12 protein-coding genes and 1 rRNA gene are annotated in these 16712 nt (G+C 51.8%); 11 read left to right on the top strand and 2 right to left on the bottom strand.

Going from position 1 to position 16712, the window contains the following annotated elements:
* Positions 1–10: 10 nt before the first annotated feature.
* Both uvrA and AC0YNW_RS24345 read left to right on the top strand, forming a co-directional pair.
* Positions 11–2896 (top strand): excinuclease ABC subunit UvrA, encoded by a 2886-nt coding sequence (gene uvrA / locus AC0YNW_RS24350; RefSeq protein WP_475834136.1) that lies wholly within the window; start codon positions 11–13, stop codon positions 2894–2896.
* Positions 2897–3276: 380 nt separating this feature from the next.
* The gene (locus tag AC0YNW_RS24345) at positions 3277–3504 is read left to right on the top strand and encodes a hypothetical protein (protein WP_120114368.1); all 228 of its coding nucleotides are present in this window, start codon (positions 3277–3279) and stop codon (positions 3502–3504) included.
* A 64-nt stretch (positions 3505–3568) separates the two neighbouring features.
* On the opposite strand, the gene AC0YNW_RS24340 is transcribed toward AC0YNW_RS24345, so the two are convergent.
* Positions 3569–4537 (bottom strand): sugar phosphate isomerase/epimerase family protein, encoded by a 969-nt coding sequence (locus AC0YNW_RS24340; protein ID WP_387478862.1) that lies wholly within the window; start codon positions 4535–4537, stop codon positions 3569–3571.
* A gap of 273 nt (positions 4538–4810) precedes the next feature.
* On the opposite strand from AC0YNW_RS24340, the gene AC0YNW_RS24335 reads away from it, so the two are divergent.
* The 6 genes from AC0YNW_RS24335 (at position 4811) to AC0YNW_RS24310 (ending at position 11148) form a co-directional block, all read left to right on the top strand.
* Entirely contained in the window at positions 4811–7327 is a 2517-nt protein-coding gene (locus AC0YNW_RS24335) for a U32 family peptidase (protein ID WP_475834135.1), read from the top strand.
* Between the two features lie 146 nt (positions 7328–7473).
* Complete coding sequence (locus tag AC0YNW_RS24330; protein ID WP_475834134.1) at positions 7474–8088, top strand: RNA polymerase sigma factor; 615 nt, start codon at positions 7474–7476, stop codon at positions 8086–8088.
* Complete coding sequence (locus AC0YNW_RS24325; RefSeq protein ID WP_475834133.1) at positions 8066–8404, top strand: hypothetical protein; 339 nt, start codon at positions 8066–8068, stop codon at positions 8402–8404. Before AC0YNW_RS24330 ends, AC0YNW_RS24325 begins: the two co-directional genes overlap by 23 nt.
* Positions 8404–9888 (top strand): carboxypeptidase-like regulatory domain-containing protein, encoded by a 1485-nt coding sequence (locus AC0YNW_RS24320; RefSeq protein ID WP_475834132.1) that lies wholly within the window; start codon positions 8404–8406, stop codon positions 9886–9888. Before AC0YNW_RS24325 ends, AC0YNW_RS24320 begins: the two co-directional genes overlap by 1 nt.
* 119 nt (positions 9889–10007) lie before the next feature.
* A complete protein-coding gene (gene pcrB, locus AC0YNW_RS24315) occupies positions 10008–10709 on the top strand; it encodes a heptaprenylglyceryl phosphate synthase (protein ID WP_475834131.1) in 702 nt (233 codons plus the stop codon).
* 76 nt (positions 10710–10785) lie between these two features.
* Positions 10786–11148: a DUF4183 domain-containing protein gene (locus AC0YNW_RS24310; protein WP_475834130.1), complete on the top strand. Its 363-nt coding sequence runs from the start codon at positions 10786–10788 to the stop codon at positions 11146–11148.
* A 64-nt stretch (positions 11149–11212) separates the two neighbouring features.
* On the opposite strand, the gene AC0YNW_RS24305 is transcribed toward AC0YNW_RS24310, so the two are convergent.
* The gene (locus tag AC0YNW_RS24305; protein ID WP_387478883.1) at positions 11213–11584 is read right to left on the bottom strand and encodes a hypothetical protein; all 372 of its coding nucleotides are present in this window, start codon (positions 11582–11584) and stop codon (positions 11213–11215) included.
* 201 nt (positions 11585–11785) lie between these two features.
* Between AC0YNW_RS24305 and pcrA the strand changes: the two genes are divergently transcribed.
* The 3 genes from pcrA to AC0YNW_RS24290 form a co-directional block, all read left to right on the top strand.
* Positions 11786–14116: a DNA helicase PcrA gene (gene pcrA / locus AC0YNW_RS24300; protein WP_475834255.1), complete on the top strand. Its 2331-nt coding sequence runs from the start codon at positions 11786–11788 to the stop codon at positions 14114–14116.
* Positions 14117–14210: 94 nt separating this feature from the next.
* The gene (gene ligA / locus AC0YNW_RS24295) at positions 14211–16208 is read left to right on the top strand and encodes an NAD-dependent DNA ligase LigA (protein ID WP_475834254.1); all 1998 of its coding nucleotides are present in this window, start codon (positions 14211–14213) and stop codon (positions 16206–16208) included.
* 395 nt (positions 16209–16603) lie between these two features.
* Positions 16604–16712 (top strand): 16S ribosomal RNA (locus tag AC0YNW_RS24290); the annotation flags it as partial.

Below are 16712 nucleotides of genomic sequence, written 5' to 3'. Positions count from 1 at the left end.
GGAAAATCCAGTGGCAAATGATAAAATTATCGTAAAGGGCGCACGCGCCCATAATTTAAAAAATATAGATGTGACGATTCCCCGCGACAAATTCGTTGTGTTGACGGGCTTAAGCGGCTCGGGCAAGTCTTCTCTTGCATTCGATACCATCTATGCAGAGGGGCAACGCCGCTACGTGGAATCATTGAGCGCGTATGCTCGCCAATTTCTGGGACAGATGGAGAAGCCGGATGTAGACTCCATCGACGGGCTGTCTCCCGCGATCTCGATTGACCAGAAGACAACAAGCCGCAACCCTCGTTCCACCGTAGGTACGGTGACGGAGATTTACGATTACTTGCGACTTTTGTTTGCTCGTGTCGGACGGCCTCATTGTCCAGAGCACGGCATCGAGATCTCGTCCCAGACCGTTCAGCAGATGGTGGACCGGATTATGGAATATCCGGAGCGCACCAAGCTCCAGATCATGGCACCGCTTGTATCAGGCCGCAAGGGCGAGCATGCGAAGCTGCTGGCAGATGTGCAGAAGCAAGGCTTCGTTCGCGTGCGTGTGAACGGCGAGCTGCGTGAGCTTAGCGAGAAGATCGAGCTGGAGAAGAACAAGAAGCATACCATTGAAGTGATCGTGGACCGGATTGTTGTGAAGCCGGACATCCACGCACGTCTGGCCGACTCGCTGGAGACGGCATTAAAGCTGGCGGATGGCCGCGTACTCGTAGACGTGATGGAGAAGGAAGAGCTGTTGTTCAGCTCCAATCTGGCTTGTCCGGAGTGCGGGTTCAGTATCGAGGAACTTGCTCCGCGCATGTTTTCTTTCAACAGTCCATATGGCGCATGCCCGGATTGTGACGGACTTGGCGCGAAAATGATTGTCGACCCCGATCTGCTGGTGCCAGACAACAGCAAGTCGATTGAAGAGGGAGCTTTCCTGGCATGGGCAGGGAGCACATCGAATTATTACCCGCAATTTCTAAGTGCGGTATGCGTGCACTACGGTATTCCAGAGAACGTACCGTTATCGGAGCTGACGACGGAGCAGATGAAGAAGCTGCTTTACGGGACGGGCGGAGAGCGTGTTCGCTTCTTGTACGAAAATGATTTTGGTCATCGCAAGGAAGCATTTGTACCGTTCGAAGGTATCGTGAACAACTTGGAACGCCGCTACCGTGATACGGCTTCTGACATGATGCGGGATCATATCGAGAATTACATGAGCGCGAAGCCATGCGGCGGCTGTAAAGGACAGCGTCTGCGTAAGGAGACGCTCGCCGTTACGATCGGCGCGCAGAACATTTCACATGTAACGGAGCTGTCGATTGGAGAAGCCCAACGTTACTTTAACGGATTGTCGCTGACGGATAAGGAGCAGACCATTGCTCAACTGATTCTGAAGGAAATCAACAGCCGGTTAGGCTTCCTTGTCAATGTCGGCTTGGAATACTTGACGCTCAGCCGTGCTGCGGGTACATTGTCCGGCGGCGAGGCACAGCGGATCCGATTGGCTACGCAGATAGGTTCTAGTCTGATGGGCGTTCTGTATATATTGGACGAACCGAGCATTGGCCTTCATCAGCGGGATAATGACCGCCTGATTCAGACGCTGGAGCATATGCGCAACTTGGGCAATACCCTTATCGTTGTGGAGCATGACGAAGACACGATGATGGCTGCTGATTACATTATTGATATCGGCCCAGGCGCAGGCATTCATGGCGGCCAGATTATTGCACAAGGAACACCGAAGGAAGTCATGGATGATGAGAATTCATTGACTGGACAGTACCTCAGCGGCCGCAAATTCATTGAGGTTCCTCTGAAGCGCCGTGCTACGGGCGATAAGTGGATTGAGGTTCGGGGAGCGAAGGAAAACAATCTTCGCAATGTAAACGTGAAGATACCGCTGGGCGTATTCTCCGCTGTAACGGGCGTCTCAGGCTCCGGCAAGTCGACATTCGTTAATGAGATACTGTACAAGACGCTGGCGCGCGACTTGAACAAAGCGAAGGTGCGTCCGGGTCAATATAAGGAGATGAGAGGCATCGAGCATTTGGAGAAGGTTATCGATATTGACCAGTCTCCAATTGGCCGTACGCCGCGCTCCAACCCGGCGACATATACAGGCGTATTCGATGATATCCGTGACCTGTACGCCAGCACAAATGAAGCGAAGGTACGCGGCTACAAGAAAGGCCGCTTCAGCTTCAATGTCAAGGGCGGCCGCTGCGAAGCCTGCCGCGGCGACGGAATTATCAAGATCGAGATGCACTTCCTGCCCGATGTGTATGTGCCATGCGAGATTTGCAAGGGCAAGCGCTACAATCGGGAGACGCTTGAAGTGAAGTACAAAGGCAAGAACATCTCCGAAGTGCTGGAGATGACGATCGAAGACGGCTGTACGTTTTTCGAGAACATTCCGCGTATTCACCGTAAGGTGCAGACGCTGCTGGATGTAGGCTTAGGCTATATGAAGCTTGGCCAGCCGGCAACGACGCTCTCCGGCGGCGAAGCGCAGCGCGTGAAGCTGGCAGCGGAGCTTTATCGCCGGAGCACAGGCAAGACGCTTTATATTCTGGATGAACCAACGACGGGCTTGCATGCCCATGATATCGACCGTTTGCTTACGGTTCTGCATCGCTTGGTTGATTCCGGCGAATCTGTTCTTGTCATCGAGCATAATCTGGATGTCATCAAGACGGCGGACTACCTGATCGATCTTGGTCCAGAAGGCGGCAACGGCGGCGGTACGATCGTGGCTACGGGAACGCCGGAGCAAGTGGTTAAAGTAGAACAGTCTTATACAGGACGTTATCTGAAGCCGATTCTGGATCGGGACAGAGAACGGACGCAGCAGCGCTATAATCATAAGGAAAGTGTTGGCGCGGGAGCGGCTGAATAAGTTTGGTATAGCATGTTTTCGATCAATTAGCGAGACTATTCGGAAGTTGTAATTAGATAAACATGGAGCTGTGGATAGGAAGGATTATCCTTTCTTTTCATGGTTCCTTCTATGAGTATTCGATGTCGACTGATGTTGAAAATATGCAAAAATCGTTGCGCAGCTGAAAAATATGCCGACTCTGGTAATAGTTAAGGGAAGAGATGGACATTTTAAAAAAAGCGGGAAAAGTTGTGCCAGGGTGTAAGGACATGGAAAACTACATATGTGAATAAATCGTGACAAACTTGTTACGAAAGTGGATTCAGACTTGCATCGGGAGCGTTGAGAGGCTAACATAGATTAATATTAGGTTACGTGTGACTAAAGGAGGTCCCCTTATGTTTCTGGCGGAAGAAGCGGTAGAAGCTGTCAAAGGATTCGAACCGTTCGATTACTTCATGCTTGCCTTTACAGTAATCATTGCGATCGGGTTCGTGCGACTTCTGATGGCGCGTCCAAGGAAAAACTTGTTCGCCATCGGCTTCACGGCTGTAGCGCTCGGATTGTTCCTGTTTATTGACTATGTGATGATTTTCAAGATTGGTCTGTACCGCGTCATTGGTTAATGACAGGAAACAGAAAGCACCGCCGGATATCTCCGGCGGTGCTTTTTGTTTGAAGCGTTATGGCTTACACCCACCACATGTCGCCTAGCGGCTCGCGGATCAGCACTTGCTGCAGGTTTTGAACGGCTTTGGTGAAGCCCTCATCAATGGACATCAGGCCATCTTCATGCTCGATGCTGACAACGTAGTCGTAGCCTACGAGACGAAGTGCGCTGATGATGTCCGCCCACACCTTCAGATCGTGGCCGAAGCCAACAGTACGGAACTGCCATGCGCGGTCCAGCATAAGCGAATACGATTGCATATCCGTTACGCCGTGACGGTTTACGTTGATTGGATCAATCGTCGTGTCTTTTGCGTGGAAGTGATGGATTGCATTTTCACGTCCCAGAATTTGAACGGCTTGTACCGGATCGATACCTTGCCACCACATGTGGCTTGGATCAAGGTTGGCGCCAATGGCATCGCCGGCTGCTTCACGCAGGCGAAGCAGTGTACCCGGGCTGTGAACGGAGAATCCGCCATGCAGCTCAAGTCCGATTTTGACACCTGCATCCGTAGCGATCGAACCGATCTCAGACCAATATGGAATAACTTTTTGCTCCCATTGCCATGTCAAGATTTCTTGATATTCGTTCGGCCATGGAGCGACAGGCCAGTTCGGATATTTGGCATCCTCATGGTCGCCAGGGCAGCCGGAGAATGTGTTGACAACGCCAACTTCAAGACGGTTGGCCAGTTCAATCGTTTTGCGAATCAGCTCGTCATGCTCCTTCGCGATTCCCTTCTGCGGATGAAGCGGATTGCCGTGGCAGCTCAGTGCGCTGATCATTAGCCCGCGTGATTCTACTGCGTGTTTAAACGCTTTCAGCTTGCCCGCGTCAGCCAGCAACGTATCCGGGTCGCAATGGGCATTGCCTGGATATCCGCCTGTCCCGATCTCCACAGCTTCAAGTCCCTTGGACGCGATATAGTCGAGCGCATCATCCAAAGTCCGTCCCGAAAACAGTACACTAAATACGCCTAATTTCATAAATGATTAACCTCCTGAATCCATGTCGATGGATCGAATTCAAAGTCAGCTATAGTATAGCATCTCCCATTGTGCAAGAGATGTGTGCAACTTCATATTTGGCAAAATAGCATAATAACTGGGCAAAAGCGATATGAGCAATGAGCTGGCAGCAATGTGTTGTGGAATCAAATGGCGCTGTTTGTTAGAATAGTAGAAGCAAAAGGCAATGCTTATAGATGAAAGATATGGCGCAAGTTGTGATAATCTTGCGATGAGAGGAATCGAAAATAGATGATAACAAGATCGGATATAGAATTGCTGGCACCTGCCGGCGATTGGGATTGTATGCGGGCGGCTGTCGCCAACGGGGCAGATGCGATTTTTTTTGGCGTGGAAAAGTTTAATGCAAGAGCACGGGCGAACAACTTCCGTTCGGAGGAGTTGCCGGAGATTATGGCGTTTCTTCATACCTATGGAGTTAAAGGTTTTCTGACCTTTAATATTCTTGTCTTCGAAGATGAGCTGCGAGATGCGCAGAAGCTGATCGAGATGTGTATCGATGCCGGCGTGGACGCTGTCATTGTCCAGGATCTGGGTCTTGTGAAGCTCATTCGCGAGCTGTCGCCGGATTTCCCGATCCATGGCTCCACGCAGATGACGATTACTTCGCCTGAGGCCGTAGAGTTTACGAAGCCATTCGATATGGAGCGCGTCGTGCTGGGACGGGAAAACAATCTGAAGCAGATCCGTACAATCGGCGAGCAGGCGAAGCTTCCGATGGAAGTATTCGTGCATGGAGCGTTGTGTGTGTCGTATTCCGGCCAATGCTTGACGTCGGAGATGTGGGGCGGGCGTTCCGCTAACCGCGGCGAGTGTGCGCAAGCATGCCGATTGCCTTATGATCTGATGGTGGATGGCGAGCATAAGCCGATGGGCGATGTCGCTTATTTGCTCTCGCCGAAGGATCTGGCGGCGATCGATCTGGTGCCGGAGCTGATTGAAGCGGGTGTCACTTCTTTTAAGATAGAAGGAAGGCTGAAAAGTCCTGAATATGTAGCGAATGTTGTAAGTAAGTACCGTGCTGAGATTGACAAGTATTTTGACGGCGATCGTTCCAAGCCGTCGAAGGAAGACGTACGAGAGCTGCAACAGAGCTTCTCTCGCGGATTTACGCACGGCTTCCTGGATGGCACGAATAATAAGCAGCTGGTGGAAGGCACCTTCCCGAAGAGCCGCGGCGTTTATCTTGGCAGAGTAGAGCGTGTGATGCGCGATGCCGTAACGATTCGTCTGGACGCGCCGACCAAGCGCGGCGACGGCATTGTCTTCGATGCGGGTGATCCGACGAAGAAGGAAGAAGGCGGACGGATCTATGACTTGCGGCGTCAAGGCGTGAAGCTGGAAGGCGAGGCGCCTGAAGGGGCTTTGATCGAGATTGTGCCAGGCCGCAATGATGTTGACTTGCGGAAAGTCCATGTAGGCGATCGGGTATGGAAGACTAGTGACCCTGCGCTGGACAAGCGGCTTAGAGCGACCTTTGAGACGGAGAAGCCCTACCGGGTATTCCCGCTGCAAGTCCGCGTAACGGGAACAGTCGGCGAGCCGCTTCGTACGATTTGGACGGATGTACAAAAAGGAACGACAGTCGAGGTCGTATCTGAGATGCCGCTTGAAGCGGCACAGAAGCGTCCGATGGATGCTGCCCTGCTGGAGGACCAATTGGGTCGTCTCGGCGGAACGGTCTATCAGCTGGATTCACTGGAAATTGCCTTGCAAGGCGATTTGATCGTGCCGATCCGTGAGTTGAACCGGATTCGCCGCGAAGCGGTGGAGCAGCTGGCAGGCGAACGTCCGAAGCCGCCGAGATATATCAAGCATGAGGTGGATGCTTTTGCGGATGCGCATCAGAACAGCGATGCATCGCTGGTCGCAACCCGAAATGGGAAGAACGCGCAGCTGACGGCGCTCTGCCGGAGCCTGGAGCAGGTTGAGGCAGCGATTCACGCAGGCGTGTCGTATATTTACGCCGATTTCGAGTTCATTAAGCAATTCCCTGCGGCCGTAGAGGCGGCACGCAAGGCGGGCACTCCGATTGCGCTTGCTACACCGCGCATTCATATGCCTCGCGAGAATGGCTACCATGCCAATATTCTGAAGCTGCAGCCGGATGCGGTGCTGATACGGAATACGGGCGCGCTGTATTATTACTTGCGCGAACGCAGGATGAACCCGGACAAGCCGTTCCCTAAGCTGATCGGCGACTTCTCGCTTAATGTGGCGAATCATAAAGCCGTTAAACTATTTGCAGAGGCAGGGCTTGATCTGATTACGCCTTCGTATGACCTGAATATTCAGCAGATGGTCGATCTGCTGGAGCGTTCGGATACGACGAAGCTGGAGGTTGTGATTCATCAGCATATGCCGATGTTCCATACGGAGCATTGTGTCTACTGTACGTTCATGAGCGAAGGCACGGATTATACGAACTGTGGAAGACCTTGCGAAGAGCATCGGGCTTCACTGCAAGACCGCATCGGCATGTCCCATCCCGTACGTGTGGATGAAGGCTGCCGCAACACGGTATACAATGCGATTGAGCAATCCGGTGCGGAATATATCCGCAACTTCATAGAGCTGGGCGTAGAGCACTTCCGCGTGGAGTTTCTGGAAGAGACGGGCGATAAGGTAAGCGAGGTATTGTCATTGTACCGGGATGCGCTCGACGGAAGGATTAGCGGCACGCAAGTATGGCGCAGCCTGAAAGCGACTAATCAACTGGGCGTAACGCGCGGACAATTGGTGAAATAGAGAGTTGAAGAGAGCCTTCCTTAGTGGAAGGCTTCTTTTTGTATAAATATGCAACCTGAAGGCATGTTGAACGCATCGTATACTGTAGAGAGGTGCGACAGGCTATGTTTACCCGGTTAATGATTGATGGTATGAAGGGTTAACGCATGTTATGGACCGGTAAGGCAGGTGAGAGGATGGACGGGGAACGGCAGCGGATCGAACAATTGAAGAGGGGCGACGAGATCGCATTGGCCTGGTTGATGGAGCGTTATGGCAGCGATGTGCTTCGAACGGCTACGTTGCTGCTGAAAGATAGGTATCTGGCTGAGGATGTGAGTCAGGAGACCTTCCTGACTGCATTCCGGAAGGCGGATCAATACCGGGGAGACGGCACGTTGAAGGGCTGGCTGCTCCGTATTGCGATTAATTTGTGCAGAAGCCGGATGAGGCGCGCGTCCTGGCAACGGCTTTTTTTGAGAGAGCGTATGGATCTGGAGAAAGTGATTGAGGACGGATCTATGTTGTCTGGCAATGAGGAGCCCGGATCCGCGAACTGGCTGAACAAAATGACCTTGCGAGAGGAGATCGGCAGATTGCCCATGCTCTATCGGGAAGTTGTCGTCCTTTATTATTTTCATGAGATGCAGACTGTAGAGATAGCCGCTGTATTGCAAGAGTCGGAGGGCACGGTGAAGAGCAAGCTGCATAGAGCAAGAAAGAAGTTGAAGCAGCAATTGGAGGAAGGAGGCTGGGAGTATGAATCAAGCTGGGGAGGATAAAAAATTTCGTGATCAGCTTCGCGGGGAGATGGAGCCAGTGGTGTTCAGCGAAGAAATGCAAGCGGCCGTTCTGAGGCGCGCTGCTGCGCCGAAGCCTTCATGGTGGAATCGGGAAATTCGTATTCCGGCGCCGGTCGCTGCCGCCGTGATGCTTCTAATGATCGCAATACCCCTGTATGGCTGGCAGCAAGCTCACTCCATGCAAGCGAATATGACGGCGGATACGTCAGAGAAGGATGCTCAGCAGGAGGAGCGAATCATCGTATCGACCGCAGGCGTTTTTTATGCCTCGCAATTGGAAGGGGAGAATCGCTAATGCGGATAAAGGTAAGAACATTGGCGGGTATGTTGGCTACGCTGTTGCTGCTGGGATGGTTCGGCTATAAGGAGCTCCCGTCTTATTTATACCATCAAGGCTATAATCAGGCATTGCTGCAATGGTTCCCGAATGATGAGTATGCGAGACCTGCCATTAATCGGCTTGCTATGGATATCACGAGCGAGATGGGGATAGGCCAGATGGATTATATTTTCGTCAAATCATCCGGAGGCGCATCATCCAGTGGTAATGGCAGTAAACAGCTTAATCGTGAGGAGCGTACGGACATCATCAATAAGCTGGAGAAGCTGCTCGCACAGTATGGTCATTCGGAACAGATGTCCAATGTTGCTTATAACCTGGCATTGATGCATTTCTGGATGGGCAATTGGGATCGCGCGGAGAATCTGCTGCTAGAGATAGAGCGGCTCGGCCAAGAGGGGTGGCGATCTCAGGAAGAACAAGGGGCTTATTTGGCCATACTGGAGTCCAGGCATAAGCAGAAAGGATTGCCGTCTTTGGAGGGCGTTGTCCGCATCGGCGACCAGCCTGTTGCGAATGCTTTTGTCATGATTCAGCGTGCGAACGATTCAACCTATCACTCCCCTCCGCTCACCCATTACCCGGCAACGATTACGGATGAGGACGGACGGTATCGGTTTTATGGCATTGACCCAGGCGAATACGATGTAGCAGTTGGGGTACGGACGGAGCAGATAAACGGGTATTACATGACGGAATCCGAATCGAAGACGGCTGTCATTGACGATGTGGCAACAGCGGTGCAGGATGTGCAATTTGTGCCGCAAGTAATGGCGGTATCCCCGGGGCGCAATGAGCTCATACAAGGAGATGAATTGCGGCTTCAGTGGAAGTCTTATGAGGGAGCGGCTTATTACAAGCTTAACATTACCTATATGCACCGCGATCGGAACGGCAAGTACAGGGGTGCCACGACTACCGCGTTATCAGATCATAAATATACCGGCCAAGAAGCTGTATTTTCCATTCGTGAGCGCAATAGCAACTATAATATGTATGGAAAGAGCTATGGGCAAGATGGAGAAGTGACCCTCAATACGGCCGGACTGCTGGGTATGCTCTATCCTGGCGGGGAATTCGCATGGTCGGTAGACGCGTACGACGAGCATGACCGCAAGCTGTCGAGCTCAGCGGGATACTTCCTGCATGAAGATGCGGTTACCCCGATTTTCCGCATGGCGGAAGAGGGGCTGTCTGAGGGGGACCGTCTTGTGGTCGCCGCTCGTTATGAGGAAGCGATTGAAGCGTATAAGCGCGAAGGAGACAATGACCATGCGCTGCGTGTATTGGCAAGGATGACTGATCAAGGTATTGGTAAGGAAGATGGCAATCCTGCAGAAGCGCTGGCTTATATGGAACGTATTCAAGAGCCAGAGGGGTCGGATCAGGAATTTATGAATATGCTGCGCGAACGCATCCAGAAGCAGAAGCGGGTTTGACAGACGACATGCCCTGACTTAGCATAGAGGAATACGGCTGCCGAACAGACTTGCACCATTTCGGTGTAGGGTACGGTCAACGTTATTCTGATTGGATAAGAAGCGAGGCGTACAGATAGATGAAGGAAGAATGGTTTGGGAAGTGGCGGCATGTCTTTAAGCTTGATCCCGACAAAATGATATCGGATGAAGCGCTTGACGCCCTCTGCACCTCCGGCACAGATGCGATTATGATCGGGGGCTCCAGTGGCGTAACCTTTGAGAATACGGTTGATTTAATGTCGCGTGTCCGCCGTTACGAATTGGATTGTGCGCTGGAGGTATCCACCATGGATGGAGCGGTTCCGGGGTTTGACGGGTATTTCGTTCCCATCGTGCTGAATACGGATCGCTCGGAGTGGATACTCGGCAACCAAATCGAAGGTTTGAAGGAGTATGGGACGTTCGTGCCGTGGGAGGAGACTGCGGCGCAGGGCTACCTTATATTGAACGAGGATGCTACCGCTGCCAAGCTGACGGGCGCCAAGACGGAGCTTGGGACTGATGAGCTGATTGCCCATATCCGTATGGGGGTGCAGCTGATGAGATTGCCCCTCATTTATATCGAATACAGCGGCCGATTCGGAGACATGGAGATGCTGCGGAGTGCCAGAAGTGTTTGCGGCGGAGCGAGACTATTCTATGGCGGGGGCATCGATTCTGCTGAGAAGGCGAGGCAAGCGGCAGAGTTGGCGGATACAATCGTCGTTGGCAATATCATTTATACGGATCTTGCAGCTGCATTGTCCACAGTCCTTTCTGTAGATAGTCTGCAAAAATAGACCTTTGACGGCGGCCTTATGCTCCTCTTCCGACTATAATGGAATAGAAGTCGAGAGGCGGGGCGGGAATGAGAAAATGAAAGCAGCGATTGCCAAGCTGTTGAAGCGACGTCGGCGAGCGCTTAACAGAACTGCCGGCTGCAGGAGTCGATGCCGGAAGTCTCGGAGAAGAAAGCGCCGTACCTGGCTGCGCGTCTATTATTATTATGCGCAAGGAGACGGTGTGAAGCGATCGTTCTGGAATGAGGATGCGACGCCAGGGTATAAAAGCTGTATACCGGCAAGGGGGAAGCTGCTGCTGGCTAATGTGTTTGTGGACGGCATGCTGCAAGCGCCAGAACTATATCATATTGCTCATGGCGGCATCCAATTTCAGTCCGATCAGCCGCCGCCAGTTGATTCACGCATCATTGCGCAATTTATTGTGATGAGACCATAACGAACCGAACACCCTGTAGCCAGTTAAGTCTACGTCAGGTGTTCGGTTGTTTTGTTTGTGGCGATTAAGAATACGTGGTGACGACCTGGAAGATGGTGAAAACAACACGGGCTTCCGACGGAATGGTCGCCGCTGTCGCAGATGTAAGCGAAAGCGCGGTATCCGTTACGGTTGTCACGAGTCCTTCTTCCTGGACCTGGCCGTCCACGATAAGCTGATAAGCATATTCCGTTCCTGGTGGAGGAGTGCTGACGTTAACGGCGAATTGGGTAACGGCAGTGCCGGTGTCGTCAAGCCATGATTCCTCGGCAGGACCAATATCCGTTGCGGTATTGGCGGCGAGCGCTATGCCGCCGACAGGCGCCGTCATGAAGTAGTTCAGAATGGAATAGTCGACGGCTACCGAAATCGAACGTGGCAGAATCAAACTAGCCATAGGATCACCTCCTTTCCCACTAGTAGATGCGGCTGCCGGACAACCTGCAACGGACATATGCTCTCCGGCAGCTGTCTCTAGGGGGGAAATGCCGAATTTCCAGCGATAATCGGAAACCGCAAATTGACACGCATGTAGTCCTTGTCTAAACTGAAATAAGGCGAACAAATGGCGAACAAAGGGGTTAGAAGCATGTTCAATATGTTCAATAAAATCGGGATCGACGAAGCTGTACAGAAGCTTAATCCGCCGCAGCGTGAAGCCGTGCAGGCGACGGAAGGTCCTTTGCTCATTATGGCGGGAGCGGGCAGCGGGAAAACCCGCGTGCTTACGCACCGCATTGCTTATTTAATTGAGAAGAAGCGGGTGGCGCCGTGGAGCATCTTGGCGATTACATTTACTAACAAAGCATCTAGAGAAATGCAGGATCGGGTCAGCTCGCTGGTTGGGCCATCCGGCAGAGATATCTGGGTGTCCACTTTCCACTCGATGTGTGTGCGAATTCTGCGCAAGGATATCGATCGCATCGGCTTCACCTCCAACTTCTCGATTCTGGACTCATCGGATCAATTGTCTGTCATTCGCAACTGTATGAAGGATCTGAATATCGATACGAAGAAGATTGAGCCGAAAGCGGTACAAGCCTCCATGAGCACTGCCAAAAACGAATTGATCTCACCGGAGCGATATGAGGAGAAGGTCGGCGATTATTTCGAGGGTATCGTGGCAAAGGTGTATACGATGTATCAAAAGCGCCTGAAGAGCAATAACTCGCTGGACTTTGACGATCTTATTATGAAGACGATTCAGCTATTTAAAGAAATGCCGGAGGTTCTGGAGTTCTATCAGAACAAGTTCCGCTACATTCACGTTGACGAATATCAGGATACGAACCGCGCGCAATACATGCTGTGCCGCATGCTGGCGGACAAGCATCATAATATATGTGTGGTCGGCGACAGCGACCAGTCTATCTACCGCTGGCGGGGCGCAGATATTACGAATATCTTGAACTTCGAAAGCGATTATCCGGAAGCTCGTTCGATCATGCTGGAGCAGAACTATCGCTCATCTTCTAATATATTGGACGCAGCTAATGCGGTTATTAAGCGCAATACAGGGCGCAAGCCGAAAAAGCTATGGACGGATCAAGGTCCTGGCGACCGGATTGCCTTGTACCAAGCCGACTCCGAGCATGACGAAGGTTATTATGTGACGGGCGAGATTCGCAAAAATGTGAATAAAGGCCGCCGATTCTCCGATCATGCCATCTTGTACCGTACCAATGCGCAATCGCGGGTAATCGAGGAAATTTTGATCAAATCGGATATTCCTTACCAAATTGTCGGCGGCATCAAGTTCTACGACAGGAAAGAGATCAAGGACTTGCTTGCTTATTTGCGGCTGATCTCCAATCCCGATGACGACATTAGCTTGACACGTATTATCAATGTTCCGAAGCGGGGGATCGGCGATACGACCGTTGGGAAGCTGGCCGATGAGGCGGCTCGCCGAGGGACGTCGATCTATCGAGTGCTTGCAGGCATGGGCGATCTGGATGTGAATGGCCGGACGCGCACGCTGCTCGGCGAGTTCTATGGACTTATCTATAACTTAACTGCTATGGTCGATTATTTGACTGTTACCGAATTGACGGAAAAGGTGCTGGAGCTGTCCCAATACCGGATCGAACTGCAGCGCGAGAATACGCTGGAATCCAAGGCTCGTGTGGAGAATATCGACGAGTTCCTGTCGGTAACAATGGACTTTGAGCAGCGGAATGAGGACAAGTCGCTCGTCGCCTTCCTGACGGATCTGGCCTTGATCGCAGATATCGATTCCATGAATAAAGACGAGGAAGAAGAAGGAAAGGCCGACGATGCGGTCATTCTCATGACGATGCACAGCGCCAAGGGGTTAGAGTTCCCGATGGTATTCATCATTGGAATGGAGGAGTCGGTCTTCCCTCATAGCCGCGCGCTGGCGGACAATGAGGAATTGGAAGAAGAGAGGCGCCTTGCTTATGTAGGTATCACACGCGCCGAAGAGAAGCTCTACCTGACCTGTGCGCGGATGCGTACGCTGTTCGGACGGACAGGTATGAATATGCCTTCGCGCTTCCTTGAGGAGATTCCGGAGGATGTGAAGGAAGGCGTATCGACAAGTATTGGCGGCAGCGGATATGCGCGTTCCGGCGGGAGAGTCGGGATGAGTGCGCCTGCACCTTCCAGCTCAACACGTACGCCTGGGTTTGGCGCGGGCAGCAGCCGTGCGCCGGGAGCGGGCGTTCGCGTGACGACTTCGCTCGATACTGCAAGGGGAGGCAAACCTTCGCCTGCCGGAGGCGGAGCTGCGTCGTCTTCGCCGTCAGAATTTGCAGCGGGCGACCGCGTCGCCCATGGCAAATGGGGAGAGGGCACGGTTGTGTCTGTGAAGGGAGCAGGCAACGATATGGAGCTGCAGATTGCATTCCCTGCCCCTGTCGGCATTAAACGCTTGCTGGCTGCTTTTGCTCCGCTGACAAAATTATAATAATCTCTTCCCGGCCAAAAGGAATGAAGCCGGGTTGCGTTGAACATAATCGAGAAAGACGATGCATGAAGGAGGCTTGCAAGTGAACGCAGGCATGGAACGGATGAAAGAGCTTGTTGCTCTCATTACGGAGCACAATTATTACTATTATACGCAAGACGAACCGAAGCTGAATGACGCGGATTATGACAAGCTCTATGATGAGCTTGTGTCCCTGGAGCGTTCCCTTGGAGTGACGCTACCGGAATCTCCTACGCTGCGAGTTGGCGGGGAACTGCTCAAGGGTTTCGAGCCCCATCGCCATAGAGCGCGTCTGTGGAGCCTGGACAAGGCGCAGGATCAAGAGGATCTGCTCGCTTGGAATGCCCGCGTGCTGCGAGCCATTGCCGACTTTAACGCAAAGAATCCCGATCAGGAGCCGTTGCCCCAGCCTAGCTATGTGATTGAATTGAAATTCGACGGCCTTACGCTGAATCTGACCTATGAGAATGGGGAGCTTATCCAGGCGTCCACCCGCGGCAACGGTACGATTGGCGAAGGCATTTTGTCTAATGTGCGTACCATTCGTTCTGTTCCGCTAACGATTCCGTTCACTGAAGGCATTATAGAGGTGCAAGGAGAAGGCATCATGGGCTTATCCGTGCTTGCCAAATATAACGAGACGGCGGTTGAGCCGTTGAAAAACGCGCGTAATGCGGCGGCAGGCGCTCTTCGCAATCTAAACCCTGCTGTGACCGCGGAGCGGAAGCTGGACGCTTTTATCTATAATATTGGTTATGCTGAAGGTGTATCGTTCGCCGATCATCGGGAAATGCAGCAATTCTTGAAGGATAACCGTTTCAAAGTGAATCCGTATGTGAAGTATGCGGATTCTATAGAGGATGTAGCTGCGGAGCTGGTTCAGATTGCGGCGCGCAGGGACTCGTTCGATTTTCTGATCGATGGAGCCGTTGTGAAGCTGACCGATATGAGAACAAGAGAAGCCCTTGGCTATACGGATAAGTTCCCTCGCTGGGCAGTTGCGTTTAAATTCGAGGCGGAGGAAACGTCGACCGTTCTGGAATCCGTATCGTGGGAAGTTGGCCGTACTGGCAAAATCACGCCGGTGGCACGGGTAGAAGCGGTTGATTTGGCAGGGGTTACGGTACAGAACTGTACGCTGAACAATATTGGAGACATTGAGCGCAAGAACTTGAAGCATGCGCTTGGAACGCTGGTGACGATCCGCCGTTCGAATGATGTTATTCCGGAAATACTGGGGAAGGCGGATGACGAACCAGGCGCAGAAATCGTTTTTCCAGTTGTCTGCCCATCATGTGGAACATTACTTGAGCAGAGAGGTGCTCATTTGTTCTGTAACAATAAGCTGGGGTGTCGTCCGCAAACGATTGGACGGATTACTCATTTTGCCTCCAGGGATGCTATGGATATTGAATCATTCAGCATCATGACAGCAGAACAGCTTTATTCCGATTGTGAAGTAAGAGATCCGGCTGATCTGTACGTGCTGACCTTTGACGATTTAATTAAGCTCGAGCGATTCGGCGAGAAGAAGGCCCAGAAGCTGTTAGATGCGCTGGAGAAATCGAAGGGACGAGATCTGGCTGCCTTCCTGTTCGCATTGGGTATTCCGAATACGGGTAAAGCCACAACCAAAATGCTGGCCGATCATTATCGTGATTTGGATGCGGTCATGCAGGCAAAAGCTGGGGAGTTGGTCTCGCTGCCCGATGTCGGAGGCATTGTAGCCGACAGCATTGTCGGATTCTTCTCTGACCCGACTATGATTGATAGTATCAATCGGATGCGCGCGGCTGGGATTAGAGCAGAAGCTGAGAAGCTGCCTGAAGTACGTACGGATAGTGTGTTCAGCGGCAAGACCGTTGTGCTTACAGGGACCCTGCCAACCCTGACGCGTGATGAGGCAGCGAAAAAGCTGGAGGCGCAAGGCGCAAAGATATCGGGCAGCGTATCAAAGAAAACCGATTTCGTTATCGCTGGCGAAAGCGCTGGCAGCAAGCTGACCAAAGCTCGTGATTTGGGTGTGACAGTCATTGATGATGAAGCGGAGCTGCTTCGGTTGCTTGGTTAGTAAACTCTCTATATAGCCATAGCCATAGGAAAGTCGGTCCTTCGGGGCCGGCTTTTTATTTAAATAGTCATTTGTAAAAAACTACAAGTTGTATTTTGTTTTTCGATGTGGTACATTATTTCTTGTCGCTTCCGAGACATGAGGGTCAACCGAATGAGCCACAATAAAATGTGAAACAAACGCTTGACACGAAGAACGGAAGCTGGTAACATAACATCTTGTCACGGTGAACGTGCGAGACACAAGTTCCTTGAAAACTGAACAAATGGATCACGTCAAAATCCAAACAACAATACGATGGATTCCAATCGGAAGACATCATAGCTAGTAACGAATTGAGCATTTCAAACACCTTGAAGATTTTCTCATTGGCTCTGCCAAGTAAGAAAACTTCTTTTATGGAGAGTTTGATCCTGGCTCAGGACGAACGCTGGCGGCGTGCCTAATACATGCAAGTCGAGCGGACTTGATGGAGTGCTTGCACTCCTGATGGTTAGCGGCGGA

This window comes from Paenibacillus sp. J31R120 (genome assembly GCF_056269225.1).
Note: the sequence above shows the minus strand (reverse complement) of the source record. Positions and strands in the feature narration are given on the sequence as shown.

Excerpts from the sequence above, each read along its gene's own strand:
- AC0YNW_RS24345 (WP_120114368.1), top strand. The coding sequence starts at position 3,277 with ATGTTTCTGGCGGAAGAAGCGGTAGAAGCTGTCAAAGGATTCGAACCG.
- AC0YNW_RS24340 (WP_387478862.1), bottom strand. The coding sequence starts at position 4,537 with ATGAAATTAGGCGTATTTAGTGTACTGTTTTCGGGACGGACTTTGGAT.
- AC0YNW_RS24335 (WP_475834135.1), top strand. The coding sequence starts at position 4,811 with ATGATAACAAGATCGGATATAGAATTGCTGGCACCTGCCGGCGATTGG.
- AC0YNW_RS24330 (WP_475834134.1), top strand. The coding sequence starts at position 7,474 with ATGTTATGGACCGGTAAGGCAGGTGAGAGGATGGACGGGGAACGGCAG.
- AC0YNW_RS24325 (WP_475834133.1), top strand. The coding sequence starts at position 8,066 with ATGAATCAAGCTGGGGAGGATAAAAAATTTCGTGATCAGCTTCGCGGG.
- AC0YNW_RS24320 (WP_475834132.1), top strand. The coding sequence starts at position 8,404 with ATGCGGATAAAGGTAAGAACATTGGCGGGTATGTTGGCTACGCTGTTG.
- pcrB (WP_475834131.1), top strand. The coding sequence starts at position 10,008 with ATGAAGGAAGAATGGTTTGGGAAGTGGCGGCATGTCTTTAAGCTTGAT.
- AC0YNW_RS24310 (WP_475834130.1), top strand. The coding sequence starts at position 10,786 with ATGAAAGCAGCGATTGCCAAGCTGTTGAAGCGACGTCGGCGAGCGCTT.
- AC0YNW_RS24305 (WP_387478883.1), bottom strand. The coding sequence starts at position 11,584 with ATGGCTAGTTTGATTCTGCCACGTTCGATTTCGGTAGCCGTCGACTAT.
- pcrA (WP_475834255.1), top strand. The coding sequence starts at position 11,786 with ATGTTCAATAAAATCGGGATCGACGAAGCTGTACAGAAGCTTAATCCG.
- ligA (WP_475834254.1), top strand. The coding sequence starts at position 14,211 with ATGGAACGGATGAAAGAGCTTGTTGCTCTCATTACGGAGCACAATTAT.